This is a genomic window from Salirhabdus salicampi, assembly GCF_024259515.1.
GTDB lineage: Bacteria > Bacillota > Bacilli > Bacillales > Alkalibacillaceae > Salirhabdus_A > Salirhabdus_A salicampi.
This window is the reverse complement of record NZ_JANBWE010000003.1, coordinates 23,028-49,240: the sequence shown is the minus strand read 5'-3', so window position 1 is coordinate 49,240 and position 26,213 is coordinate 23,028. Positions and strand designations below refer to the sequence as shown.

Below are 26,213 nucleotides of genomic sequence, written 5' to 3'. Positions count from 1 at the left end.
ATTAAAATGGGAAAAATTGATGATAGAGATATAAAATAAAACCCACCGTTAAAATGCTAGGTAGTAGATTTGCAATACGGATTTTTGTAATATTTAACAAATTTAAACCTATTGCTAATATGAGTAGTCCGCCTGTAGCAGTCATGTCGTCAATAAAATAACCTAAGAAGGGCTCTGGAAGTAACTTTTCGATTTGCGTAGCAAACAAAGCTATAAACCCTTCATACAGAACAACTGGTATGATAGAGAATATAACGCCAATTCCGAGGGTTGTGGTCAAAACAAGAGCAACAAAACCATCAATCATCGCTTTTGTAATTAATATTTCATGGTCGTTCCGCAGCCCACTATCTAAAGCCCCAATGACAGCCATAGCCCCGATAACAAAAATAAGTGATGCTGTTACAAATCCTTGCGCTATAGTAGATGTCTCATTCGGTTTTTGAATCTTCTCTTCGATCCATTTTCCAAAAGCATTAAGTTTATCCTCTAGCCTCAACCATTCTCCAATGATTGCACCGGTTAATAGACTAAGTAAAATTACGATAATACGGTCTGAGGCAAAAGCCATACTAAGTCCAATAAGCATTACTGTTAAACCAATTCCACTCATAACTGTTTCTTTTATACGTTCTGGTATTTTTGTTAAAAACAACCCCAATAACGTACCGACTAATATACCAATTCCGTTTACAATTGCTCCTGTTAGTACCATATTCACAACTCCATATATGTTAGTTTGTTTCACGTGAAACATTAATTTATGAATTTCGTAAAGAAAAACGTGCTTATTGGAATAAGCACGCCTGTTAAGATGTTCCTTTCAAAAGGTGAAGTATTCGATCTAAATCATCTTCATTAAAGAATTCGATTTCAATTTTCCCTTTTCGTTTCCCTTTATGGATTAAAACATTCGTACCAAACCGCTCCCGCAAGTCTTCTTCTCTAGCTTTTATAAAGACATCTTTTTGTTCTTTTTTCTTTTTCGGTTGTGGTTTTTTATCATTGATTTCCTGGATCAGTTGCTCTACTTGTCTTACGTTTAATTCTTCTTGGCGAATTTTATCAACGACAAACATCACTCTATCCTTATCTTTCAAACCAAGTAAGGCACGCCCATGCCCCATCGATAATTCACGATTATTTATATAAGCTTGTACAGGTTCTGGCAATGATAATAAACGAACAAGGTTAGCAATATGTGGGCGACTTTTACCTAAGCGTTTTGCTAATTCTTCTTGGGTAACTCCTAATTCGTTTAAAAGTCGGTCATATGCTTGAGCTTCCTCTACCGGAGTCAAATCTTCACGTTGCAAGTTTTCCAACAACGCTAACTCCATCATTTTTTCGTCAGTTAAATCTCGAACAACTGCTGGGATATGTTCAAGGCCCGCTTCCTTCGCAGCACGAAATCTTCTTTCCCCTACAACAATTTCATATCCTTTGATACTGCTTCTAAGGATAATAGGTTGTAAAATTCCATGTTGGATAATAGATTCCTTTAGTTCTTCGATGGCTTCTGCTTCAAACGTCTTACGAGGTTGATATGGATTTGGACGACATTCTTTTATCGGTATATCGCGAACTGATTCGTCCTCTTTCACAACTTCCGGAAAAAAAGCATTAATCCCTTTACCCAACCCTCTGGCCATTTGCCATCACTTCCTTCGCTAATTCAAGATAAACCTCAGCACCGCGTGATCGGGAATCATAGCTCGTTATTGGTTGACCATAACTCGGTGCTTCGCCAAGACGAATATTACGAGGAATAATAGATTGGAAGACTTTATCTTGAAAGTATTTTTTCACTTCGTCTATAACTTGTATTCCAAGGTTCGTACGAGCATCTAACATCGTTAATAAAACTCCTTCAATCATTAACGATTTATTTAGATGTTTTTGAACTAGTCGAACTGTATTCAATAACTGACTTAATCCTTCCAATGCGTAGTATTCACATTGTACAGGTATAAGCACTGAGTCAGCAGCGGTAAGTGCGTTTATCGTTAATAGCCCTAAGGATGGAGGACAATCAATTATAATATAATCATACTCTTCACGAATTTGTTTCAACGCCTTCTGTAACCTTACTTCACGAGAAATGGTTGGAACAAGTTCGATTTCAGCTCCAGCCAATTGGATTGTTGCTGGAACTGCATGCAAATTTTCCACAGTTGTGTTTACACATACATTCTCAGCTGGCAAATCTTCTACTAGAACGTTATAAACACATTGATCTACATCAGCCTTTTCAATGCCTACCCCACTTGTTGCATTACCTTGGGGATCGACATCAACAACTAAAACTTTTGACCCTAATTGTGCTAATGATGCACTTAAATTTACGGCTGTCGTTGTCTTTCCAACGCCGCCTTTTTGGTTTGCTATGGCAATGACTTTGCCCATGGTGTCACCTGCCTCAATTTATATCATGTTGTCTCCTTTATTTTAACATGATTTTTGATAAAAAATAGGAGATTTTCATTGAAAAATCCCCATAGTCGTCATAACCATTTTTATAAAGGAAACATCACGATTTTTTCTTTGGAATTTTAATTGTTACTTGATAGTATTCATCATAATCTTCTTCATCCGTCTCAATTGAAATACCGGAGTCTGAGACCATGTTCAATGATTGACGGATTGTGTTCATCGCAATTCTCACATCACGACTAATGCCCTTTAATTTCGGTTTTCGTTTAGGTTGCTCTTTCGGCTCTTCTATTGATTTGATTCGATCCTCAGTTTGGCTTACGTTCAAATCTTTTTCTATGATTTCTTTTAAAATAGCTAATTGCTTATCTTCGTCTTTTAAACGAATCATTGCTCTAGCGTGTCTTTCTGTTATCTTTTTGTTTAACAATGCTTCTTGGACAGGGAATGGAAGTTTTAATAAGCGTAGTTTGTTAGCTATCGTAGATTGACTCTTTCCTAATCTTTGTGCTAATGCTTCTTGTGTTAAACCGTGCAATTCCAGTAATTGTGCATAAGCTGTTGCTTCCTCTACAACCGTTAGCTCTTCCCTATGTAAATTCTCAATTAAAGCAACAGATGCAGTTTCTGTATCTGTCATATCTTTAATAATAGCGGGAATTTGCTCCCATTCAAGGAACTGAACTGCACGCCATCTTCTTTCCCCTGCAATAATTTCATATTTTCCTTGATGTTCTTCTATTTTCCGTACAACAATTGGTTGAATGATACCGTGTGTTCTTATTGTTTGAGCGAGTTCTGTTATTTTATCATCATGAAAAATAGTTCGCGGTTGGTACCGATTAGGTTGAATATCGAGGACTGAAATGTGAACGACGTCCTCCTGCGAAGCACTTTGTTGATTTGATTTTTGCTTTTCCCCCAAGCCAAAAAACCGGTTCATAGGGTGCATATAAACAACACCACCTTTTCTTATCACTTCTAGTAAACATATTTCGAGATGTTCTGTGTAAATCCCTGCAATGTTTCACGTGAAACATTGGATTTTAATAAAAGCGCTACGTTTTTTCGTTTGCGCCGTATAGAGAAGCTTTCTTTCATATTCTATCATATTTTAAAATAAGAGACAGAAAAAAACCGATTTCTTTACGAAATCGGTTTTTTTATAGGCGTTCCTGGTTTCCGGGGATATTTTTTCGGCGTTTGTTTAACTTTCGATATGATTGCGATGTTTCTTTCACTATCCTCTTCCGGTAATGTTAAGGTGTGAACTTCGTCCCATTTCCCACCTAATAGTTGAACAGCTTTATCCGCTCCTTTTTTCTCCTCGTGAAATTGGGACCCTTTCATTGCTATCATGTGTCCACCTACTTTTACTAAAGGCAAGCAAAACTCAGTTAAAACTGACATTTTCGCCACCGCTCGAGCCATTACGACATCATATTGCTCTCTAAACTGTATATTTTGCCCGAAAATTTCCGCTCGATTATGATAAAAAGTAACATTATCAAGCTCTAACTCATCTTTTAACGTATCTAAAAACGTTATTCGTTTTTTTAATGAATCAACAATGGTGACGTGGATGTCTGGAAAAGCAATTTTAAGCGGAATGGAAGGGAATCCTGCCCCCGCTCCTATATCGCAAACTTTCAAGTTACCTTGAAACGGAAAGTAAAATGCCGGTGTTAAGGAATCATAGAAGTGCTTAGTGTACACGTCTTCTTCTTCCGTTATTGCCGTTAAATTCATTTTTTCGTTCCATTCAACCAACAATTTATAGTACTTATCATATTGGTTAAGCTGCTTTTCAGATAATGTAATCCCCTGCTCTTGTAATAAGTTTTGAAATGTTTGCTTATTCATTTCCATACTCCTTTAGTCATTGGTTACTTTGGCAATCTTCCCTTGTTCGATATATACAAGTAGGATTGACACATCAGAAGGATTAACACCAGATATTCTTGATGCCTGGCCAACCGAAAGTGGTCGTACAGATTTTAGCTTCTCTCTTGCCTCAGTCGCTAATCCTTGAATGGCATCGTAATCAATATCAGAAGGAATATGCTTTTCTTCCATCTTTTTCATTCGGTCTACTTGCTGTTTTGACTTTTCGATATATCCTTCATATTTAATCTGAATTTCAACTTGTTCTTCAACGTCAGTGGATAACGGTTTCTCTAAAGGATACAAGGACTTAATAAGATCATAAGTGATTTCAGGTCTTTTCAACAAATCCGCAGCACGAACGGCCTCTTTTAACGGTTGGGCCCCTGCATCTTCAAATACCTTTTGAACCTCTTCAGTTGGCTTTACGATGATTCCTTGTAAACGCTTCTTTTCTTTCGCTATCTCTTGTTTCTTTTCTTGAAATTTCCCATAGCGGTCTCCTGAAATCAACCCATATTGATAACCTATGTCTGTTAAACGCAAATCTGCATTATCGTGACGTAGCAGTAAACGATACTCTGCACGTGAGGTAAGTAATCGATACGGCTCGTTCGTTCCTTTTGTCACTAGGTCATCAATCATAACTCCGATATAGGCTTGGGAACGATCAAGGATAAGCGGCTCCTTATCTAGTGCCTTAGCCGCAGCATTTACTCCTGCCATCAGTCCTTGTCCTGCCGCTTCCTCATAACCGGATGTACCATTAATTTGACCGGCAGTAAATAATCCCTCTATTTTTTTCGTTTCCAATGTAGGCCATAATTGGGTTGGAACGACAGCATCGTACTCAATTGCATAACCAGCTCTCATAATTTCTGCTTTTTCCAAACCAGGAATTGTCTCTAACATTTTCTTTTGTACATCTTCAGGTAAAGATGTTGATAAACCTTGTACATAAACTTCTTCTGTATTACGACCCTCTGGTTCAAGAAAAATTTGATGTCTTGGTTTATCATTGAAACGTACGACCTTATCTTCAATGGATGGACAATAACGGGGTCCTGTCCCTTTAACTGCACCAGAATACATTGCAGACCGTCCTAAGTTTTCATCAATAATTTTATGTGTAAACTCTCCTGTATACGTTAACCAGCAAGGCAATTGATCGGTAATATATTCAGTCGTTTCATAGGAAAATGCCCTCGGTATATCGTCCCCAGGCTGAATTTCAGTTTTTGAATAATCTATAGTGTGACTATTGACTCTAGGTGGTGTACCTGTTTTAAATCGGACCAAATCGAACCCGAGTTCTTCTAGATGTTCTGATAATGCTGTTGAAGACCTTTGGTTGTTTGGACCACTTTCATATGCCAAATCTCCAATCAATACTTTCCCACGCATAAAGGTACCAGTTGTAATAATTACTGTTTTAGCGTAATAAACAGCCTTTGTTTCCGTTACTACACCTTTACAAGCACCATCTTCAACAACTAACTTTTCTACCATACCTTGGCGTAGAGTTAAATTTTGTTGATTCTCTAACACTCTTTTCATTTCGGCTTGATAAAGGACTTTGTCAGCTTGTGCACGTAGCGCACGAACTGCTGGTCCTTTACTCGTATTTAATAAACGCATTTGAATATGGGTCTTATCAATTGTTTTCCCCATTTGACCGCCAAGAGCGTCAATTTCTCTTACAACAACTCCTTTAGCTGGTCCTCCTACTGATGGATTACATGGCATGAATGCCACTAAATCTAAATTCAATGTTAACATGAGTGTCTTGGCACCACGCTTGGCAGCGGCAAGACCTGCTTCAACACCAGCATGCCCAGCACCAATCACAATTACATCATAATGCCCTGCATCATACATATGGATGTCTCTCCTTATCTTCAAACTTATTTCCCTAAACAAAACTGCGAAAACAGTTGGTCAATTAAACTCTCGTGAACTGTATCACCTATAATTTCCCCTAGAATTTCCCACGTTCGCGTTACATCTATTTGAACTACATCTATTGGAACTCCACTTTCTAATCCTGTCATAGCATCTTGTAATGCTTGTTTTGCCTGTTTAAGCAATTGAATATGACGTACATTTGACACATACGTTAAATCTGCAGCATCTAGTTCACCTTCAAAGAAGGTCGTAGCAATTGACTGTTCTAATTCATCTACCCCCTTTTCTTCTAATAAAGAAGTCATAACAATCGGGTGATCTCCTGCCCATTCTTTTACTTGTTCTAAATTAATCTTTTTCTCTAAATCTGTCTTGTTAATGATGACAATATAATCCATGTCCTTCGCTGCTTCAAATAAATTCTTATCCTCTACAGTTAATTGTTCCCCGTAATTTAATACGAGTAAAATTAAATCCGCTTCTTTCAGAACTTGCCGCGATCGTTCTACCCCAATTTTTTCAACAATATCCTCTGTTTCACGAATCCCTGCTGTATCGACTAATCGTAATGGAATTCCACGCACATTCACATACTCTTCAATAACATCCCTTGTTGTACCTGGTACATCAGTAACAATTGCTTTATTTTCCTGTGCAAGTGCATTTAACAATGATGATTTTCCAACGTTAGGACGTCCTATAATCGCTGTGCCAATACCTTCTCTTAATATTTTCCCTTGTTTTGCTGTAATGAGTAGCTGTTCAATTTCTTCCATTACTTCTGTTGCTTTTTCACGCATAATCTCATGTGTCATTTCCTCAACATCATCATATTCAGGATAGTCAATATTCACTTCTACGTGTGCTAATGTTTCTAATAGTTTTTGCCTTAAAGATTGGATCAGTTTTGACAATCGACCGTCCATTTGCTTTAACGCTACATTCATTGCCCGATCGGTCTTTGCGCGAATCAAATCCATAACAGCTTCGGCTTGAGACAAATCTATTCGACCGTTTAAGAAAGCACGTTTCGTAAACTCCCCTGGTTCAGCTAGCCTTGCATTATGCGCAAGTACCAGCTCTAATACACGATTGACTGATACTAAACCTCCGTGACAATTAATTTCTACAACATCTTCTCTTGTAAATGTCTTCGGTCCTTTCATAACAGTAACCATTACTTCTTCAACAATTGCATCTGTTGTAGGATCAACTAGTTTTCCATAGTGCATTGTATGTGACGGCACCGTAGATAAATTTTTACCTCTAAATATTTTATTTGTAATCGGGATTGCCTCTTCTCCACTTAGACGCACAATTGCGATAGCTCCCTCGCCTAATGGAGTTGATATAGCAGTAATTGTATCTGTATCCACTGTCAAACCTCCTATAGAGGATTTTTATTGTAAATTAAACTATTTCTAATTTATGAGAATAGCATAATATTGTTATGAAGACCAACTTAATCCGTAATCATAAAATCATTATTTTCCTATTTTGTGACAATTCCCTGGTCACCATACATTAGAACCCCTCAACATGAAACAACACCTCCAAATCGGAATCGATTTTTGGAGGTGTCATAAATTACTAGTTGTTTTCTGGTTTTATAATCACTTTACGTCGAGGATCTACGCCATCTGAGTATGTTTGAACTTTAGGATGATCATGCAACGCAGTATGGATGATTTTTCGTTCGTAGGAAGGCATCGGCTCTAGATGTACTTCTTTCATTGTCCGAATTGCCTTATCGGCCAGCCGGTTCGCCAGTTGCTGTAATGTTTCCTTCCGTCTTTCCCGGTAACCTTCAGCGTCTAACAACACTGTATAGTATTGCGTATTATCCCGATTCACAACAAGCTGTACTAAATATTGTAATGAGTTTAATGTTTGTCCACGCTTACCAATTAAGACAGCAATATCTTTTCCAGAAAGTTTATATCCTATTTCTTTTCCGTTTCTCTCTGTAGTTATATCTACTGATACACCCATCTGCTCAGCTACTTGACGGATAAATTCTTCTCCCTCTTTCACTTTATCTTGGGACAAGCGTACTTTAACAATCGCTGGTTTAGAGCCAAATATTCCTAAGAGACCTTTTTTACCTTCATCAATTACGTCTACATTTACAGCATCTCTAGATGCGCCAAGTTTCTCTAAACCTGAACGAGTTGCTTCTTCCACCGATGAACCGGTAGCCGTTACTTCTCTCACTTTTATTTCCCCCTACTTGCCGTTTTGTATGTCTTTACGTCGGATGAAATAAGTTTGAACAATCATAAATAAGTTACCGATTACCCAGTATAATGCAAGTGCTGCCGGGAAGAAGAAAGCAAATGAACCAATCATAATCGGCATTAAGTAAAGCATCATTTTCATTTGTGGGTTTTCTGCAGCTGCTGTATTACCTGCCATCATAAGTTTTTGTTGGAAATATGTTGTTAAGGCAGCGATTACAGGTAAAACAAAATCTGGTGAACCTAATTCAAACCATAGGAATGCATGATGTTTAATTTCTTCATGTCGATAAATTGCATGATAAAAGGCAATTAAAATTGGCATTTGAACAAGTATTGGTAAACAACCTGCCATCGGATTGACCCCATGTTTTTGGAAAAGCTGCATCGTTTCTTGCTGCAGTTTTTGTTGCGTCTTTTGATCTTTGGAACTATATTTCTCTTTTAACTCTTTTAATTCAGGTTGAATATCTTGCATAGCTTTTGAAGACTTTAGTTGTTTTACGTTTAACGGTAACAGAACTAAACGAATAAGAATGGTAACTAAAATAATTCCTAAACCATAGCTGTTATAAAAAAAATCAGCTACAAATTCTATAAGTAAAGCTAAAGGATAAACAAAGTATTCGTTCCAAAACCCTTCACTTTCCGAAGTTATGGGTTCGTTAATCTCCATACAACCTGTTAGAAGTGCAAGCATTCCTAGTAAGGCTGCGAATAGTAGTGTTTTTTTGCGCAATTTCTTTTTCCTCCTCACAAAAACATACCTTATGTAAACCTAAGAGTATTTTACCATTATTACCAATAAAGTATCTATATAAAATAGTACAAGTACGGTAGAAACCAAAACGTTTACTTCTGTTTCTCCAACAAATTTGATTTATACAATACGTGACTTACACTTTTTTTCACTTCAAAAAAATTAAGATCTTTTGCTGGTTGTCGAGCAATCACTATGAAATCATATTCATGCTTTATTTCTTGTTCCAGCTCTTGAAAGGCTTGTCTAATATAACGTTTAATTTCATTTCGTTTCACTGCATTACCTATACGTTTTCCTACAGATAATCCAATCCGAAAGTGACTCTGCCCTTTTTTCTCGAGATAATATAGAACAAATTGACGGTTAGCAAAAGATCTTCCTTTATTTAATATTTTTTGGAATTCTTCATTCTTTTTTATTCTGTATTTTTTTCTCATCATTACCAACTCCATTTTAATGAAGCCATCCATTTCAAGTATTTAACTAGAAAAAAGACCACTGACATCTTTTCAGTGGTCTATGCAGATAATACTTTTCTTCCTTTACGACGACGACGAGCTAAAACTTTACGACCATTTTTATCACTCATACGAGAACGAAAACCATGGACCTTTTTACGTTTACGGTTATTTGGTTGAAATGTGCGTTTCATCTATTGACACCTCCTGAGGAAAGTTAGCCTTTGTGTTTGAAAAGACAGTCCTAATCATTATACGAAATAAAACACTCAGATGTCAACCTACCATCTAAAACCAAAGCACATTCACGTTATCCACAGCCGATGTTATTTACTTATTTTTCACATTATGACTGTCCACAACATTTATCGACAAGTCATACACAAAATATAGTGTTGTGGATAAAAAATATACACAACAGATAGAATTTGTGGATAACTAACAGTAAATGATTGCAACAGTAGGGTTTATCTGATATTATATTTGTGTTTTAACGAGAAAAAAGTGATTGACTAAAAGGTGTTTATCCACAGAGTGTGGATATTATGTGGACATTTATTCACACATATGTGATTCAATGTATTCACATTGTTGTGGAAAATGTCGATAAATGACAGATTCAATCATAACACAGGGGATTAGTTATCCACAATGCACGAACAAGTACATTTGGATGTTTTTCCGTTGTAGGAAGGGGTGAATCAATGGAGAACATACACGAATTATGGTCTGAGACGCTCAAAAGCATCGAGACTAAAATTAGTAAACCTAGTTTTGATACTTGGTTAAAATCAACAAAGGCTAAGGGCTTAGAGAATCAAACGATTATTATTGCAGCACCGAATGAATTTGCCCGAGACTGGTTAGAAAACAGCTATTCAACATTAATTTCCGAAACGTTACTTGAAGTAACTGGATCAGAACTAAAACCGAGATTTATTATCCCTGATGATAAAGATCAAGAGCAAAAACCGAAAAATCCTGTTCACCCAACACCAAATATTCCAGCTGATAATGGAGATTCTCCAAAAAGTATGTTAAATGCGAAGTATACATTTGATACATTTGTTATTGGTTCGGGGAATCGCTTTGCTCATGCAGCTTCTTTAGCTGTCGCTGAAGCACCTGCAAAAGCTTACAACCCTCTGTTCATATATGGTGGTGTTGGTTTAGGCAAAACGCACCTAATGCACGCTATTGGGCACTATGTTCTTGAACATAATCCGTCAGCAAAGGTTGTTTACTTATCATCAGAGAAATTTACAAATGAATTCATTAATTCTATCCGTGACAACAAAGCCATTAACTTTCGCAATAAGTACCGTAATGTAGACGTGCTATTAATAGATGATATTCAATTTTTGGCTGGAAAAGAACAAACACAAGAGGAATTTTTCCATACGTTCAATACGTTACACGAAGAAAATAAACAAATCGTAATCTCCAGTGATCGTCCTCCAAAAGAGATACCTACATTAGAAGATCGACTTAGGTCACGGTTTGAATGGGGATTAATTACGGATATTACGCCGCCAGATTTAGAAACACGAATTGCGATATTGCGGAAAAAAGCAAAGGCAGAGGCTCTAGATATACCAAATGAAGTAATGCTATATATCGCAAATCAAATAGATTCCAACATTCGTGAACTTGAAGGTGCATTAATTCGTGTTGTTGCATATTCTTCTTTAATTAATCAAGACATTAATGCCTCTTTAGCAGCTGACGCTTTAAAGGACATTATACCGAGCTCAAAGCCTAAAACGATTACTATTCCTGTTATTCAAGAAGTTGTAGGACAAACGTATAACGTAAAATTCGAAGAATTCACATCAAAAAAACGAACAAAATCGATTGCATTTCCTAGACAAATCGCAATGTATTTAGCAAGAGAGATGACAGACTACTCCCTTCCTAAAATAGGTGAAGAATTTGGGGGAAGAGATCATACTACGGTTATTCATGCTCATGAAAAAATTTCAAAAATGTTAACGAATGACCAACAATTACAAAGAGATATCGAAGAACTGAAGGAAAAAATTAAAGCAAACTAATGTTAACAATGTGAATAACTCATCCATAGTTACACACAGTCTATCCACATGTGGATAGGCTTTCTTTCCTTCTACTTTTCTAGTTATGCACATATTCACAGGCCCTATTACTATTACTACGATATTTTTATAAAAAATAATATATAAAAGAACCTGTTTAGGAGGATTCATAATGAAATTTATCATTCAACGAAATTTATTAATGGAAAGTGTACAAAATGTCATGAAGGCAATCTCTTCAAAAACAACAATTCCTATTCTTACCGGAATGAAAATAGAGGCAAATCATGAAGGGATTACATTGACGGGAAGTAATTCAGATATTTCGATTGAATCACATATTCCTGTGGAAGAGGATGGAATGATTAATATTGAACAATTAGAAAGCGGAAGCATTGTTTTACAAGCGAAATACTTCCCGGAAATTGTTCGTAAACTTCCAGAAAAAAATGTGGAAATTGAAACTGATGATCAATTCAACGTTACGATTCGATCTGGGAGTGCAGAATTTCATTTGAACGGTCAAGATGCAGAAGAATATCCACAACTGCCAAAGCTACATACAGAAAATAGTTTTGAGCTACCGATTGATATTTTGAAAAATTTAATTTCTCAAACTGTATTTGCAGTCTCTACTTCTGAAACACGCCCTATTTTAACGGGGGTAAATATGAAGCTTGAGGAAGGAAAAATTCATTTTGTTGCGACAGATAGCCACCGTTTAGCATCAAAGAAAATTCCTGTGAATGGTCACCTTAACGAGCTTTCCTTCGGAAACATTGTAATTCCCGGAAAAAGCTTAAATGAACTGAATAAAATTTTGGAATCAGCCCAAGACAAAATTGAAATAAGTGTTACAGAAAATCAAATATTGTTCCGCACGAAACATTTATACTTTCTGTCTCGATTACTTGACGGCAATTATCCAGAAACATCTCGATTAATTCCTGATCAAAGTAAAACGGATGTACTTATAGATGCTAAAGATTTACTCCAATCAATTGATCGTGCAAGTTTGTTAGCGAAAGAAAGCCGTAATAATGTAGTAAAGTTAGTCACAAAAGCAAATAGTCAATTAGAGATATCCAGTAATTCTCCTGAAGTAGGAAATGTACTCGAATCTATTTCGGCAGCTTCTGTTGATGGAGAGGAATTAAAAATTTCCTTCAGTGCCAAATATATGATGGATGCTTTGAAAGCAATTGATTCTGAAAAGGTAAAAATCCAGTTTACCGGTGCTATGAGACCGTTTATCATTAAGCCAGAGGAAAAAGATGATGAAATTTTACAATTAATTTTACCTGTCCGCACATACTAAAATTAGCAAGGGATATTCCCTTGCTTTCTTTATAGTTCATCATTTAGTAAAATATAAATAGAGCTTTGGAGAGCAGGGTGAAAATATGCAAGAACAAATTGAAATCACTACAGAAACGATACCTTTAGGCCAATTTCTAAAATTAGCCAATGTTATTGAAACAGGTGGTATGGCAAAATGGTTTTTACAAGAATATAAGGTGTTTGTTAACGATGAACCCGAAAACAGGCGTGGAAAAAAACTTAAGCCTGGAGATATTGTAACAATCGAAGAAATCGGTACCTTTGAAGTGACAAGAGAACAATAGTTGCTCAGTCGTTAAGGAGATCTATATGAATATAGAACAGTTATCGCTTGCCAATTTTCGGAATTATGATCAATTAGACCTTCAATTTGATCATAAAGTGAATGTCATAATTGGGGAGAATGCACAAGGGAAAACGAATTTAATGGAATCTATCTATGTGTTAGCCTTTTCCAGATCACATCGTACGCCCCGTGATAAAGAATTAATCAAATGGGACGAAGACTATGCTAAAATTAAAGGGAAAGTCTTTAAACGCAATCGACACTTTCCAATGGAAATAACTTTAAGTCAAAAGGGGAAAAAAGCCAAATATAATCATATTGAACAAAAGAAACTTAGCGACTATATCGGTTTCTTAAATGTTGTTATGTTTGCACCAGAAGATTTGAATTTAGTCAAAGGTAGTCCCCAGCAACGTCGGCGTTTTATTGATATGGAAATAGGCCAAATTCAACCTACGTATGTTTATCATTTAGGTCAATTTCAAAAAATCCTTAAGCAACGTAATGCATTACTGAAGGACTATCAAAGAAAACAAACAAAAGACCGAACAATGTTACGCATATTAACAGAACAGTTAATTGAACATGCTGCAATTATTGTTAAACGTAGGTTTCAATTTTTACAATTATTACGGAATTGGGCGGAACCAATCCATAGCGGGATTAGTCGTCAGTTAGAACAATTAGATATTCGTTATGATGCAACCAGCGATGTATCAGAACAAATGGAATTGTCAAAAATAGTTAAAGTCTATCAAGATCATTTTTCTGATATCGAAACGAGAGAAGTAGAAAGAGGGACATCTTTAATTGGGCCACACCGAGATGATTTACTCTTTTACGTTAATGGACAAAATGTGCAAACCTTTGGATCACAGGGACAACAACGAACTACCGCATTGTCCCTTAAACTTGCGGAAATTGAACTCATCTATAATGAAGTAGGCGAATATCCGATATTGCTATTAGATGATGTGTTAAGTGAATTAGATGATCATCGACAATCCCATTTGTTAGATACGATTCAAGGAAAAGTTCAAACATTTGTTTCAACAACAAGTGTGGATGGAATACGTCATGATACATTAAGTAAATCGGAAATATTTCATGTCCAAAAAGGGACAGTTGTCAAAGAAGGGTGAGATACGTTGTTTATACATATCGGGGAGGATCACGTAATTCGCTCAGATGATGTTGTAGCTATCATTGATCACGCATTATTTAGCTCTTCTACAATCGTAGAAGAGATGATTATGAATCTAAAAAAAGAAAAAAAAGTAGTGGAGTCGTTATATGAGAGTGCAAAATCAATCGTAATTACAGATGATTTTGTTTATTTTAGTTCTTTAGCAGTTTCTACGTTAAGGAAACGATCTCAGCTTGCGATAACGTTAGATAAATTAGAGGATTACTCCGATAATTATGATGAGGAATAATCACTTTTTACCCTTTTAGAAATGAAGGTGAGTATGAATGGCAATGGAAGACAAATTAACAGAACAAGCATATGATGAAAGTCAAATACAGGTCCTTGAAGGATTAGAAGCAGTTCGTAAACGTCCGGGGATGTATATCGGTTCTACGAATGAAAAAGGACTGCACCATCTTGTTTGGGAAATTGTAGATAACAGTATTGATGAGGCGTTAGCAGGTTACTGTGATAAAATTGATATTATTATTGAAGAAGATAATAGTATTACTGTAGTGGATAACGGACGGGGAATTCCTGTCGGTAACCATGAAAAAATGGGACGTCCAGCAGTAGAAGTTATTATGACAGTGTTGCATGCCGGTGGTAAGTTTGGCGGTGGTGGTTACAAAGTATCTGGAGGTCTACACGGCGTAGGTGCCTCTGTCGTGAACGCTCTATCTACAATGTTAGAAGTATTTGTACACCGGGATGGTAACATTTATTACCAACAATATAGACGGGGAATTCCTCAGGAAGATTTGAAAATCATAGGTGAAACAGACATTACGGGTACAAGAACGCATTTTAAACCTGACCCTGAGATTTTCTCTGAGACTGAAGAGTACCATTACGATACGTTGGCCAATCGTTTACGCGAATTAGCCTTTTTAAATAAAGGGATTACGATTACAGTAGAAGATAAAAGGGAAGGTCAACAAAAGAAAGATGTGTTTTTCTACGAGGGTGGTATTGCATCTTATGTAGAGCATTTAAATCGCACACGTGAACCTTTACATGAAACAGTTTATGCAGAAGGTAAGATGGATGATATTTCGATAGAGGTAGCTTTACAATATAACGCAAGTTTTGCCAGTAATATTTATTCATTCGCAAATAACATTAATACACACGAAGGTGGAACTCATGAATCTGGGTTTAAAACAGCGTTGACCCGTGTTATTAATGATTATGCCCGTAAGAATAATATGTTTAAAGAAAGTGACCCAAACCTTACTGGAGATGACGTTCGGGAAGGTCTTACAGCTATTGTCTCTATAAAGCACCCGGATCCTCAGTTTGAAGGACAAACGAAAACGAATTTAGGAAATAGTGAAGCTCGGACTGTAACAGATTCTATTTTTAGTGAGTCGTTTTCTCAGTTTCTTTTCGAAAACCCTGATACAGCGAAGAAAATTGTTGAAAAGGGATTAATGGCTTCTCGGGCAAGAATGGCTGCGAAAAAAGCAAGAGAACTTACCCGTAGAAAAAGTGCGCTGGAAGTTTCCAGTCTGCCAGGAAAACTAGCAGACTGTTCTGCTAAAGATGCTTCTATTGGTGAATTATACGTTGTTGAGGGTGACTCGGCAGGAGGATCTGCTAAACAAGGTCGTGATCGTCATTTTCAGGCGATTTTACCATTACGTGGTAAAATTATTAATGTTGAAAAGGCACGATTGGATAAAATACTATCCAATAATGAAATTAGGACTATTATTACGGCGCTAGGAACAGGTATCGGCGAAGAGTTTGATATAGAAAAGGCCCGTTATCATAAAATTGTTATTATGACTGATGCTGATGTTGATGGCGCACATATACGAACGTTATTGTTAACCTTTTTCTATCGTTATATGCGTCCACTAATTGAAAGAGGATATATTTATATTGCACAACCACCTTTATATAAAATCCAACAAGGAAAAGCAGTATATTACGCATACAACGATAAAGAAATGGAAGAACGTATGTCTCAACTGTCAAAAACGCCTAAGCCTAGCTTACAACGCTATAAAGGTTTAGGGGAGATGAATCCTACCCAGTTATGGGAAACAACTATGTCTCCTGAAACGAGAACATTGCTTCAAGTTAGTCTTGAAGATGCAATAGAAGCGGATGAAATCTTTGAAATATTAATGGGGGATAAAGTAGAACCTCGGAGAGATTTCATTCAAGAAAATGCCCGATATGTTAAAAATTTAGATATATAGAACAGAAAACGTACGTCTAGTTTTCTCGTCCTTCACGAATAGGAGGTAAATATAATGGTGGATCAACAACGTCCACAAGTGCAAGAAATTAATATTAGTCAGGAAATGAGAACTTCATTCCTTGATTATGCAATGAGTGTTATCGTTGCCCGTGCATTACCAGATGTACGAGATGGATTAAAGCCAGTACATCGAAGAATATTATATGCGATGCATGATTTAGGAATGCATTCTGATAAAGCATACAAAAAATCTGCCCGTATTGTTGGAGAAGTAATTGGTAAGTATCACCCTCACGGTGATTCTGCTGTCTACGATACGATGGTGCGAATGGCTCAAGACTTTAACTTCCGTTATATGCTTGTTGATGGACACGGTAACTTTGGGTCTGTCGATGGTGATGCAGCAGCGGCCATGCGTTATACAGAAGCAAGAATGTCGAAAATTTCTATGGAGATTTTACGAGACATCAATAAAAATACGATTGACTATGCTGATAACTATGACGGAACCGAAAAGGAACCAGTCGTTCTACCATCCCGTTTTCCTAATTTATTAGTTAATGGAGCATCAGGAATTGCAGTAGGGATGGCAACCAATATCCCGCCTCACCAGTTAGGGGAAGTGATTGATGGTGTATTAGCGATTAGTAAGAATCCTGATATAACCATTCAAGAATTGATGGAGGATTACATTTTTGGTCCTGATTTTCCTACAGCGGGTCAAATTTTAGGTAGAAGTGGAATTCGAAAAGCTTATGAAACGGGAAAAGGATCTATTACACTCCGGGCGAAAACAGATATCGTGGAGAAAGATAATGGAAAAACGTCTATTATCGTAACGGAAATTCCATTCCAAGTGAACAAAGCGAAGCTTATCGAAAAGATTGCCGAATTAGTGCGAGATAAGAAAATAGATGGCATTACGGATTTACGTGACGAATCCGACCGTGATGGTATGCGTATTGTTATTGAACTTCGCCGTGATGTTAATGCCAACGTATTATTAAATAACTTGTACAAGCAAACAGCATTACAAACTTCATTCGGCATTAATATGCTTGCTTTAGTAGACGGCGAGCCAAAAGTATTGAACTTAAAACAATGTTTACAGCATTATTTAGAGCATCAAAAGATTGTCATTCGCCGCAGAACCGAATACGAACTAAAAAAAGCAGAGGCACGGGCACATATTTTGGCTGGCCTTCGTATTGCGTTAGACCACTTAGATCAAGTGATTGCGTTAATTCGTGGTTCTAAAACGACTGAAATTGCTCGAGAAGGGCTTATGAATCAATTTGAGTTAACAGAAAAACAAGCCCAAGCTATCTTGGATATGCGTTTACAACGTTTAACCGGTTTAGAGCGTGAAAAAATTGAGCAAGAATATGCTGAATTAGTTAAATTAATAGATGAATTAAAAGCCATATTAGCTGATAATGAAAAGGTATTACAAATCATCCGTGATGAATTGATTGAAATTAAAGAGAAGTTTAATGATGAAAGAAAAACAGAAATTGTCGTGGGACAAACGGACTTCATCGAAGATGAAGATTTAATTCCGGAAGAACAAATTGTTATCACCCTTACCCATAAAGGATATATAAAACGTCTACCTGCCTCTACCTACCGTAGTCAGAGACGTGGTGGGCGTGGTGTACAAGGAATGGGTACAAATGATGAAGATTTTGTCGAACATTTATTATCTACATCAACCCATGACACAATCCTTTACTTTACAAATAAAGGGAAAGTATATAAAACCAAGGGATATGAAATTCCGGAATTTAGCCGTACGGCTAAAGGAATCCCAATCATAAATGTGATTGAAATTGAAAAAGGTGAATGGATTAACGCAGTTATCGCTGTTAAGGAGTTTGTAGATGATTGGTACTTATTCTTTACAACGAGACAAGGAATATCCAAACGAACTACCTTATCTCAATTTGCGAATATTCGCCGAGGTGGATTAAGAGCGATTAACTTAAGAGAAGATGATGAACTAATATCTGTTCGTTTAACTGATGGAAACAAACACATCATGATTGGTACAAAACAAGGATATTTAATCCGCTTTGAAGAAGATGCTGTCCGCCCAATGGGAAGAACGGCTGCAGGAGTAAAAGGGATTTCATTACGTGACGAAAATGATGAAGTAGTATCTATGGAGATCATAGAAGATGGATTACAAGTATTAACGGTTACAAGTAAAGGTTACGGAAAACGTACAAACTCTGAAGACTATCGAATTACCAACCGTGGCGGTAAAGGAATTATCACTTGCAACTTGACGGAGAAAAATGGACATGTAGTAGCTGTTAAAGCTGTAAGCGGTGAAGAAGATTTAATGATTATTACGGAAAGTGGAGTACTCATTCGAATGCCGGTTGAATCAATATCTGAAACGGGTCGAAATACACAAGGTGTTATCCTGATTAAGTTAGGTGATGGTGAAGAAGTTGCCACTGTCGCTAGAATTGAAAATGAGGAAGATGCTTTTGAGGATGAGGAAGTAGTAGAGGATGAATCAGAGGAGTAATATGACTAGAGAGGACACAGCCGAGTTGTTGTTGTCCTCTTTTTAAAAATGACTAAGAGCAGGAAGAAGGTGAACCGCTTGCAAGTACATCCGAGTCAATTAAAACCGGGATGTTTACTTATTGAGGATGTGATGGGGAATACGTTAAAACCAATTATACCAAGAAACACCGTTATTCAACCTTTGCACATTGAGGTGTTACAGGCATTTTTAATTGAAGAAGTAGAAGTTTCAACCCGATTAGCAAATGGTGATAAGTTTGAGCCTAATCAAAAAGTACAAAAAAATGAGGAAGAGATTAAAAAAGAAGGTGTGTTAGACCTCTATTTTCATAGCGTGAATAAGACGAGGGAAATGTTTAAGCATTGGCAGGGAGGAAAAAGTATTGACATCCAAGCCGTACGTAACCATTTTGTCCCACTTGTAAAAGCGGCATTGAAATCACCTGAAGTTATCTTTTCTTTTTACCATTACGCAGAAAAGGAACAATACTTTTACCATCATGCTGTAACTGTTGGTATCATTTGCAGCTTTTTAGGTAAGCAATTAAATCTGTCTGAGGGAGATCAAATCCAAGTTGGTTTGGCAGGTTACTTTAGTGACTGTGGAATGGCTAAAATAGAGCCAAATCTTTTGAAAAAGGAAAAGTCCTTTACAATAGAAGAGCTTGAAATTGTGAAGAAGCACCCTGTCTATTCATACCGGATGATTGAACATATAACTGCTTTGAAAAAAGAAGTAAAACTCGCTGTGTTGCAGCATCATGAGCGACTTGATGGTAGTGGGTATCCTTTTCAAATGGATCAAAATCAAATCCATTTATATTCGAAAATTGTATCTGTAGCTGACGTATTCCATGCGATGACGTGTGAGCGAAGTTACAAACGAAAAAAATCACCATTTAAAGTAATTGAGGAAATGTTACATGAAGAATTCGGGAAATTAGATTTAATTGTAATGCAGACATTAATAAAACATTTAACCAATTATTCGTTAGGCACAAAAGTGAAATTGTCCAATTCTTTACTCGGGGAAATCGTATACATTGATTCACATGCACCAACAAGACCTATGGTTCAATTAGATTATAATAAGGAATTGGTAGCTTTAGGTGAACATACGGATCTATATATTGAAGAAATATTGCTATAGAGCATTCATTAATCGAATGCTCTATTCTTTTCAATTTGATGATATAAATAAAATCCAATCATAACCGATACCTTTCGTTGAGTAATTTCTAAAAAATAATGTATATACGAGTAATCTTCACTCCCGTGTGTATGAAGAAGATCTCCCCACCATTCTGTTTCATAGCGACAAATCATACTTAAATTGTACAATATTAAATAGTGAACCATGATCTCATGCAATGGAAAAAATAAATGGCGATTTCGCATTAAATAATAATGCTCATCCTCTAGATTTAAATATAAAAAATCGTTGAGAAACGGAAACAGAGGTTGTTCCAGTTGAACGCGCATGAATTCAGCATCATATGCGACAGATTCAAACTCGGGAACGAATATACTCATTTTTCGTTTGAATCGCTGTTCAGTTATGTGTAACGTGTTTAATACATTAGTAGGTATTAAAAATGTATCTTTGTGTACATGTCCAATTTTTATTTGGGAAGAGCCACTTTGGCGATCTTTAAATAACACATTCATCTCCGGAACTCGACGAAGTAACATTTCCATTGTAAATTTATCTACGGGAAAAGATTCTGTATGAAACAAATGTTTTGAAAAATAAGGGAACAATCCATGTTGTTGAACTTTTACTTCATCATGCAAAAAGCTGTAATCTTGTTTTTTTCGTTTACGGGCAGAGACACCATGCGATAGAATTTTTGTGTTTTCCGGATACTCTGGTCTTCTTGTAAGTAAACATGCTTTAATTAATTGTGTAAGTCCATAAAAAAGAAGGACCGGTTGAATATGAACCGGGACTTTTTGAGCTTCTTTTAAATAAATCTCACCATGTTCTAAATAGTATATAAACCGATCAGCATTCTGAAAGCTTAAGCGCTCACTTTCCTCAAAAAATAGCCGATTGTAGCAATCATTTAAAAAGCTTTGTACATAAGGAATAGCCTTTAGTTTTGCATATACAGAATCAATTTCCTTTGTAATCATGCTGACCACCTTTATATATTTAGCTTGAAAAATTAATGATAATGTCGTAATGTAGGTTAAAATATTTAAATCAGATATGTATATAGTGTAACCATTTTCATAAAAGCAATTAAAATAGGAGGCGACAACTTTTGCGTACAGATAAATTTGAAAAAGAAGGCTTAACGTTTGACGATGTATTACTCGTTCCATCGAAATCAGAAATACTTCCCCGTGATGTGTCAGTTGCAACTGAACTTTCTCCGACTTTAAAGCTTAAAAACCCATTGATTAGTGCCGGTATGGATACAGTAACAGAAGCAGATATGGCAATTGCAATGGCTAGACAAGGTGGTCTTGGAGTTATACATAAGAATATGTCCATTGAAGATCAAGCTGATCAAGTCGATAAAGTAAAACGTTCTGAAAACGGAGTTATATCTAATCCATTTTTCCTAACACCTGAAAACCAAGTATTTGATGCGGAACATTTAATGGGGAAATACCGTATTTCTGGTGTGCCGATTGTTAACAACGAGGAAGAACGCCAACTAGTCGGTATTATTACGAATCGTGACTTACGTTTTGTACAAGATTATTCAATCCAAATTTCTGAAGTCATGACAAGTGAAGAGTTAATCACAGCCCCTGTAGGTACTACAGTATTAGAAGCAGAGAAGATTTTACAAAAGTATAAAATAGAAAAGTTACCATTAGTTGATGATAGTGGTAAGCTAAAGGGTTTAATTACTATTAAAGATATAGAGAAAGTGATTGAATTTCCTCATGCCGCAAAAGATGAACAAGGTCGTTTATTAGTAGGAGCAGCAGTTGGTGTAACAGCTGACAGTATGCTTCGAATTGAAAAATTAGTTGATGCTGGTGTTGATGTTATTGTTGTTGATACTGCACATGGGCACTCTCAAGGGGTAATTGAGCAAGTAAAGGCTGTACGAGAAAAGTACTCGCAATTAAATATTATTGCTGGAAATGTTGCAACAGCAGAGGCAACGGTTGATTTAATTAAAGCCGGGGCAAATATTGTAAAAGTAGGAATTGGCCCTGGTTCTATCTGTACAACAAGAGTGGTAGCAGGGGTAGGTGTCCCTCAGATTACGGCTATCTATGATTGTGCCAGTGCAGCAAAGGAATATAATGTACCGGTCATTGCAGATGGTGGAATTAAGTACTCAGGCGATATTGTGAAGGCATTAGCTTCAGGTGCGCATGCCGTTATGTTAGGGAGTATGTTTGCAGGTGTAGCGGAAAGCCCAGGTGAAACGGAAATCTATCAAGGTCGTCAATTTAAAGTATATAGAGGCATGGGATCAGTTGGAGCAATGAAATCTGGGTCTAAAGATCGATATTTCCAAAATGAAAGTGAAGCAAATAAGCTCGTTCCCGAAGGTATTGAAGGTAGAGTTCCTTATAAAGGGCAACTTGCTGAAACGGTCCATCAATTGTTAGGTGGCCTACGTTCCGGTATGGGATACTGTGGAACGAAGGACTTAGAAGCATTGAGGAATGATGGGAAGTTTATCCGAATAACAAATGCTGGACTTCAAGAAAGCCATCCTCATAATATTCAAATTACAAAAGAGGCTCCAAATTACTCATAACATTACAGAAAAAAGGTAGATAGGTAAAATTTACTTATCTACTTTTTTTAACATTCCTATGATAAAATAACCTACGTGAGGCAAAAAAATAGCGGAGGGGAACATAGATGATAAACAACATCAAACCAATATTTATCGCGTGTTTAACGCTTTTCGTAACAGTTGTTTCTTTCATTCCTAAACCTATAGAAGTAGAAGCAGCTATTAATGTAGAGGCAGAATCTGCCATTTTAATAGATGCAGAAACAGGGAAAATATTATTTGAAAAACAAGCAGACAACGCACTTCCCCCGGCTAGTATGACAAAGATGATGACAGAATATCTTGTATTGGAAGCGATTAGTGAAGGGGAAATTAGCTGGGATACAACTACATATATTAGTGATTATGCGTATCGAATTTCAGCAGATCCTATGTTTTCAGGAATTGGATTAAGACAAAATAAAGAATATACAGTTAGACAATTGTATTCCGCAATGGCTATTTTCTCAGATAATGCCACAACAATTGCACTTGCAGAACTGATTGCAGGATCTGAAGGTGAATTTGTCCGAATGATGAACGAAAAAGGGGAAGAATTAGGTTTACCAGATTTTCAGTTTGTCAATTCAACAGGAATTCCAAATAGTCTGTTAGGTAATGATTATCCAGAAGGAACAAGTCCAACTGCAGATAATTTACTTTCAGCAAAATCAACAGCCCTATTGGCCTTTCATTTAGTGAACAATTACTCAGACGCATTAAATTATTCCTCCATGAAGCAATATGAATTAGATGGCATAACGAAAACAAATTTAAACTGGATGTTACCTGGTATGGAAGGGGACTATTACTCCTCCTTTGGTTATGAAGGAGTAGACGGTTTGAAGACTGGTTGGACGGACCTTGCAGGTTATTGCTTTACAGGAACAGCAGAGCGTGATGGCAGACGACTGATTTCAGTTGTAATGCGTACAAGTAGTGAAGCTGAACGTTTCAGAGAAACTCGTAAATTGCTTGATTACGGATTTAGTGATTTTGAAGTAAAAGAACTTTATCCTGCTGGTTACCAAATTAAAGACCAATCGGCATTACCAGTAGTAAAAGGGAAGCAATCAGAAGTATCCGTATCTACAACAACTCCGATTAAAACGCTTGTTAAAAAAGGCGAAGAAGATGCTTATGAAGCTGTTTACGAATTTGATGAAGAGCTTTTAACAGAGAAGGGTGAACTAACTGCCCCAGTGGAAAAAGGGGATAAGGTTGGAACAATGAAGGTAACATATACTGGTGAAGAGTCTCTCGGATATATTAACGACCAATATGAAAATGCAGCAACAGTTACAGACATTGTCGTAAACGACTCTGTTGAGAAGGCAAATTGGTTCTCTCTAACATTACGAGCAGTAGGTGGTTTTTTTGCTGATTTATTTTCAAATATCGTAAATGGCATAAAAAATATTTTTTAATTCTGATTGGGATAGTAGGATATTAACTTATAATGCGTTAAAATAAAAAAAAGAGTGAATATCAAGAATATTGGAGGAATTACATCATGTCAAAGTTAGGAACTGAACGTGTAAAAAGAGGAATGGCTGAAATGCAAAAAGGCGGCGTCATTATGGATGTCGTAAATGCTGAACAGGCAAAAATTGCTGAAGAAGCAGGTGCCGTTGCAGTAATGGCGCTAGAGCGAGTACCTTCTGACATTCGTGCAGCTGGTGGGGTAGCTAGAATGGCTGATCCAGGTATTGTTGAAGAAGTTATGAATGCTGTTTCCATTCCTGTTATGGCGAAAGCAAGAATTGGCCACATTGTTGAGGCACGAGTTCTTGAAGCAATGGGAGTAGACTATATTGATGAAAGTGAAGTATTAACCCCTGCTGATGATATCTTTCATATAAATAAACGTGATTATACAGTACCGTTTGTTTGTGGTTGTCGCGACCTAGGAGAAGCAGTTCGTCGTATTGCTGAAGGTGCATCTATGTTACGTACAAAAGGTGAGCCAGGAACGGGTAATATCGTAGAAGCGGTACGTCATATGAGAAAAGTACAATCTCAAATTCGGGAAGTCGTTAGTCTTTCTGATGATGAATTAATGGTATACGCAAAAGAAAATGGTGCTCCATATGAGCTGTTATTACAGATTAAAGAGGAAGGTAAACTTCCAGTCGTAAACTTTGCTGCAGGTGGTGTTGCAACGCCTGCTGATGCGGCCCTTATGATGCAATTAGGAGCAGATGGAGTATTTGTAGGTTCAGGAATTTTCAAATCCGATAACCCAGCGAACTTTGCTCGTTCTATTGTGGAAGCTACAACACACTATGAAGACTATGAACTAATAGCTAACCTTTCTAAAGGTATTGGAACAGCAATGCCGGGTATTGAAATGTCAACATTATCTCCAGGACAACGTATGCAAGATCGCAGTGAGTAAGGAGAATGGATAAATGGTTAAAATAGGTGTATTAGGACTTCAAGGAGCTGTAAGAGAACATGTCCGTTCCATTGAGGCATGTGAAGCAGAGGCAGTTGTCGTTAAACGTACTGAACAGTTACAAGAAATAGATGGTCTTGTTTTACCTGGTGGAGAAAGTACGACAATGCGTCGCTTAATTGATAAATATGGTTTCCTTTCTGAGTTACAAAAGTTTGGCAATGAAGGAAAACCGATATTCGGTACATGTGCAGGTCTCATACTTTTAGCAAAAGAAATTAACGGTCAAACAGGCGGCCATTTGCAGTTAATGGATATAAAAGTAGAACGTAATGCCTTTGGTAGACAAAGAGAAAGCTTTGAAGCCGATGTGCAAGTTAAAAATATTGCTGATGACCATAATGCTGTTTTCATCCGGGCACCATACATTTTAGACGTAGGAAACAATACGGATGTTTTAGCCACTTATAACGAAAAAATTGTAGCTGCGCAAGAAGGCCATTATTTAGCATGTGCCTTTCATCCTGAGTTAACAGACGACCATCGGTTAATGGAACATTTTGTACAGATGGTGAAAAGTTCAAAGGAGCAACTTGCAACGAGTTAAAAAAACGTATATATTATATAGCAAACAATGTAATGAGATAAAAGCAATGATAGGAAATAGTAACAGTTATGTTTTTTTCAGAGAGTCGGTGGGTGCTGTGAACCGATAAAAGGTAACTGTGAATCCATCCTTGAGCTGATATGCTGAACTGTT

Annotated in this window: 24 protein-coding genes and 1 other annotated feature (1 of these 25 only partly in view); of the genes, 12 read left to right on the top strand and 12 right to left on the bottom strand. The window is 36.8% G+C overall.

Annotated elements, in window-relative coordinates:
• Position 1: 1 nt before the first annotated feature.
• From NLW78_RS10250 to rpmH, 11 genes are all read right to left on the bottom strand, one after another.
• Positions 2 to 715 carry a DUF554 domain-containing protein gene (locus tag NLW78_RS10250; protein WP_254497028.1) on the bottom strand — a complete coding sequence of 238 codons (714 nt, stop codon included), beginning with the start codon at positions 713 to 715 and terminating at the stop codon, positions 2 to 4.
• A 94-nt stretch (positions 716 to 809) separates the two neighbouring features.
• On the bottom strand, positions 810 to 1,652 hold the full coding sequence (locus tag NLW78_RS10245) for a ParB/RepB/Spo0J family partition protein (RefSeq protein ID WP_254497026.1): 843 nt from the start codon (positions 1,650 to 1,652) through the stop codon (positions 810 to 812).
• Entirely contained in the window at positions 1,633 to 2,406 is a 774-nt protein-coding gene (locus NLW78_RS10240) for a ParA family protein (protein ID WP_254497025.1), read from the bottom strand. Before NLW78_RS10240 ends, NLW78_RS10245 begins: the two co-directional genes overlap by 20 nt.
• Before the next feature lie 124 nt (positions 2,407 to 2,530).
• A complete protein-coding gene (gene noc / locus NLW78_RS10235) occupies positions 2,531 to 3,385 on the bottom strand; it encodes a nucleoid occlusion protein (RefSeq protein WP_254497024.1) in 855 nt (284 codons plus the stop codon).
• Positions 3,386 to 3,579: 194 nt separating this feature from the next.
• Entirely contained in the window at positions 3,580 to 4,296 is a 717-nt protein-coding gene (gene rsmG / locus NLW78_RS10230) for a 16S rRNA (guanine(527)-N(7))-methyltransferase RsmG (protein WP_254497023.1), read from the bottom strand.
• A 12-nt stretch (positions 4,297 to 4,308) separates the two neighbouring features.
• A complete protein-coding gene (mnmG, locus tag NLW78_RS10225) occupies positions 4,309 to 6,195 on the bottom strand; it encodes a tRNA uridine-5-carboxymethylaminomethyl(34) synthesis enzyme MnmG (protein ID WP_254497022.1) in 1,887 nt (628 codons plus the stop codon).
• 26 nt (positions 6,196 to 6,221) lie between these two features.
• Complete coding sequence (mnmE, locus tag NLW78_RS10220; RefSeq protein WP_254497021.1) at positions 6,222 to 7,598, bottom strand: tRNA uridine-5-carboxymethylaminomethyl(34) synthesis GTPase MnmE; 1,377 nt, start codon at positions 7,596 to 7,598, stop codon at positions 6,222 to 6,224.
• Between the two features lie 214 nt (positions 7,599 to 7,812).
• A complete protein-coding gene (gene jag, locus NLW78_RS10215) occupies positions 7,813 to 8,436 on the bottom strand; it encodes an RNA-binding cell elongation regulator Jag/EloR (protein WP_254497020.1) in 624 nt (207 codons plus the stop codon).
• A 12-nt stretch (positions 8,437 to 8,448) separates the two neighbouring features.
• Positions 8,449 to 9,198: a YidC family membrane integrase SpoIIIJ gene (gene spoIIIJ / locus NLW78_RS10210; RefSeq protein WP_254497019.1), complete on the bottom strand. Its 750-nt coding sequence runs from the start codon at positions 9,196 to 9,198 to the stop codon at positions 8,449 to 8,451.
• A 113-nt stretch (positions 9,199 to 9,311) separates the two neighbouring features.
• Positions 9,312 to 9,659, bottom strand: a complete 348-nt coding sequence (gene rnpA, locus NLW78_RS10205; RefSeq protein ID WP_254497018.1) for a ribonuclease P protein component — start codon at positions 9,657 to 9,659, stop codon at positions 9,312 to 9,314.
• 80 nt (positions 9,660 to 9,739) lie between these two features.
• Positions 9,740 to 9,874 carry a 50S ribosomal protein L34 gene (gene rpmH, locus NLW78_RS10200; RefSeq protein ID WP_254497016.1) on the bottom strand — a complete coding sequence of 45 codons (135 nt, stop codon included), beginning with the start codon at positions 9,872 to 9,874 and terminating at the stop codon, positions 9,740 to 9,742.
• A gap of 510 nt (positions 9,875 to 10,384) precedes the next feature.
• On the opposite strand from rpmH, the gene dnaA reads away from it, so the two are divergent.
• The 8 genes from dnaA to NLW78_RS10160 all read left to right on the top strand — a co-directional run bounded on the left by dnaA (position 10,385) and on the right by NLW78_RS10160 (position 20,450).
• Positions 10,385 to 11,734 (top strand): chromosomal replication initiator protein DnaA, encoded by a 1,350-nt coding sequence (dnaA, locus tag NLW78_RS10195; RefSeq protein ID WP_254497015.1) that lies wholly within the window; start codon positions 10,385 to 10,387, stop codon positions 11,732 to 11,734.
• A gap of 172 nt (positions 11,735 to 11,906) precedes the next feature.
• Complete coding sequence (dnaN, locus tag NLW78_RS10190; RefSeq protein WP_254497013.1) at positions 11,907 to 13,052, top strand: DNA polymerase III subunit beta; 1,146 nt, start codon at positions 11,907 to 11,909, stop codon at positions 13,050 to 13,052.
• A gap of 85 nt (positions 13,053 to 13,137) precedes the next feature.
• Complete coding sequence (yaaA, locus tag NLW78_RS10185) at positions 13,138 to 13,359, top strand: S4 domain-containing protein YaaA (RefSeq protein WP_254497012.1); 222 nt, start codon at positions 13,138 to 13,140, stop codon at positions 13,357 to 13,359.
• A 25-nt stretch (positions 13,360 to 13,384) separates the two neighbouring features.
• On the top strand, positions 13,385 to 14,503 hold the full coding sequence (gene recF, locus NLW78_RS10180; protein WP_254497011.1) for a DNA replication/repair protein RecF: 1,119 nt from the start codon (positions 13,385 to 13,387) through the stop codon (positions 14,501 to 14,503).
• A 6-nt stretch (positions 14,504 to 14,509) separates the two neighbouring features.
• Complete coding sequence (gene remB, locus NLW78_RS10175; protein WP_254497009.1) at positions 14,510 to 14,797, top strand: extracellular matrix regulator RemB; 288 nt, start codon at positions 14,510 to 14,512, stop codon at positions 14,795 to 14,797.
• 43 nt (positions 14,798 to 14,840) lie between these two features.
• The gene (gene gyrB / locus NLW78_RS10170; RefSeq protein WP_254497356.1) at positions 14,841 to 16,760 is read left to right on the top strand and encodes a DNA topoisomerase (ATP-hydrolyzing) subunit B; all 1,920 of its coding nucleotides are present in this window, start codon (positions 14,841 to 14,843) and stop codon (positions 16,758 to 16,760) included.
• 54 nt (positions 16,761 to 16,814) lie between these two features.
• The gene (gyrA, locus tag NLW78_RS10165) at positions 16,815 to 19,298 is read left to right on the top strand and encodes a DNA gyrase subunit A (protein WP_254497007.1); all 2,484 of its coding nucleotides are present in this window, start codon (positions 16,815 to 16,817) and stop codon (positions 19,296 to 19,298) included.
• Positions 19,299 to 19,367: 69 nt separating this feature from the next.
• Positions 19,368 to 20,450, top strand: a complete 1,083-nt coding sequence (locus NLW78_RS10160; protein WP_254497006.1) for an HD-GYP domain-containing protein — start codon at positions 19,368 to 19,370, stop codon at positions 20,448 to 20,450.
• An 8-nt stretch (positions 20,451 to 20,458) separates the two neighbouring features.
• Here NLW78_RS10160 and NLW78_RS10155 read toward each other — a convergent pair whose 3' ends face one another.
• Positions 20,459 to 21,436, bottom strand: coding sequence for a YaaC family protein (locus tag NLW78_RS10155; protein WP_254497005.1), 978 nt, complete (start codon positions 21,434 to 21,436; stop codon positions 20,459 to 20,461).
• A 131-nt stretch (positions 21,437 to 21,567) separates the two neighbouring features.
• On the opposite strand from NLW78_RS10155, the gene guaB reads away from it, so the two are divergent.
• From guaB to pdxT, 4 genes are all read left to right on the top strand, one after another.
• Complete coding sequence (guaB, locus tag NLW78_RS10150) at positions 21,568 to 23,034, top strand: IMP dehydrogenase (RefSeq protein ID WP_254497004.1); 1,467 nt, start codon at positions 21,568 to 21,570, stop codon at positions 23,032 to 23,034.
• Between the two features lie 107 nt (positions 23,035 to 23,141).
• Positions 23,142 to 24,482, top strand: coding sequence for a D-alanyl-D-alanine carboxypeptidase family protein (locus NLW78_RS10145; RefSeq protein WP_254497003.1), 1,341 nt, complete (start codon positions 23,142 to 23,144; stop codon positions 24,480 to 24,482).
• Positions 24,483 to 24,568: 86 nt separating this feature from the next.
• Positions 24,569 to 25,453 (top strand): pyridoxal 5'-phosphate synthase lyase subunit PdxS, encoded by an 885-nt coding sequence (gene pdxS, locus NLW78_RS10140; protein ID WP_254497001.1) that lies wholly within the window; start codon positions 24,569 to 24,571, stop codon positions 25,451 to 25,453.
• 13 nt (positions 25,454 to 25,466) lie between these two features.
• Entirely contained in the window at positions 25,467 to 26,060 is a 594-nt protein-coding gene (gene pdxT, locus NLW78_RS10135) for a pyridoxal 5'-phosphate synthase glutaminase subunit PdxT (RefSeq protein WP_254496999.1), read from the top strand.
• A gap of 37 nt (positions 26,061 to 26,097) precedes the next feature.
• Positions 26,098 to 26,213 (top strand) — a binding site (T-box leader) (it continues 102 nt past the right edge of the window).

Bases quoted from the DNA above. Each gene is read 5' to 3' on its own strand.
- pdxS (WP_254497001.1), top strand. From the start codon at position 24,569: ATGTCAAAGTTAGGAACTGAACGTGTAAAAAGAGGAATGGCTGAAATG.
- NLW78_RS10145 (WP_254497003.1), top strand. From the start codon at position 23,142: ATGATAAACAACATCAAACCAATATTTATCGCGTGTTTAACGCTTTTC.
- NLW78_RS10240 (WP_254497025.1), bottom strand. From the start codon at position 2,406: ATGGGCAAAGTCATTGCCATAGCAAACCAAAAAGGCGGCGTTGGAAAG.
- dnaA (WP_254497015.1), top strand. From the start codon at position 10,385: ATGGAGAACATACACGAATTATGGTCTGAGACGCTCAAAAGCATCGAG.
- rsmG (WP_254497023.1), bottom strand. From the start codon at position 4,296: ATGAATAAGCAAACATTTCAAAACTTATTACAAGAGCAGGGGATTACA.
- gyrB (WP_254497356.1), top strand. From the start codon at position 14,841: ATGGAAGACAAATTAACAGAACAAGCATATGATGAAAGTCAAATACAG.
- NLW78_RS10245 (WP_254497026.1), bottom strand. From the start codon at position 1,652: ATGGCCAGAGGGTTGGGTAAAGGGATTAATGCTTTTTTTCCGGAAGTT.
- pdxT (WP_254496999.1), top strand. From the start codon at position 25,467: ATGGTTAAAATAGGTGTATTAGGACTTCAAGGAGCTGTAAGAGAACAT.
- noc (WP_254497024.1), bottom strand. From the start codon at position 3,385: ATGCACCCTATGAACCGGTTTTTTGGCTTGGGGGAAAAGCAAAAATCA.
- gyrA (WP_254497007.1), top strand. From the start codon at position 16,815: ATGGTGGATCAACAACGTCCACAAGTGCAAGAAATTAATATTAGTCAG.
- recF (WP_254497011.1), top strand. From the start codon at position 13,385: ATGAATATAGAACAGTTATCGCTTGCCAATTTTCGGAATTATGATCAA.
- mnmG (WP_254497022.1), bottom strand. From the start codon at position 6,195: ATGTATGATGCAGGGCATTATGATGTAATTGTGATTGGTGCTGGGCAT.
- rpmH (WP_254497016.1), bottom strand. From the start codon at position 9,874: ATGAAACGCACATTTCAACCAAATAACCGTAAACGTAAAAAGGTCCAT.
- yaaA (WP_254497012.1), top strand. From the start codon at position 13,138: ATGCAAGAACAAATTGAAATCACTACAGAAACGATACCTTTAGGCCAA.
- rnpA (WP_254497018.1), bottom strand. From the start codon at position 9,659: ATGAGAAAAAAATACAGAATAAAAAAGAATGAAGAATTCCAAAAAATA.
- NLW78_RS10250 (WP_254497028.1), bottom strand. From the start codon at position 715: ATGGTACTAACAGGAGCAATTGTAAACGGAATTGGTATATTAGTCGGT.
- dnaN (WP_254497013.1), top strand. From the start codon at position 11,907: ATGAAATTTATCATTCAACGAAATTTATTAATGGAAAGTGTACAAAAT.
- NLW78_RS10155 (WP_254497005.1), bottom strand. From the start codon at position 21,436: ATGATTACAAAGGAAATTGATTCTGTATATGCAAAACTAAAGGCTATT.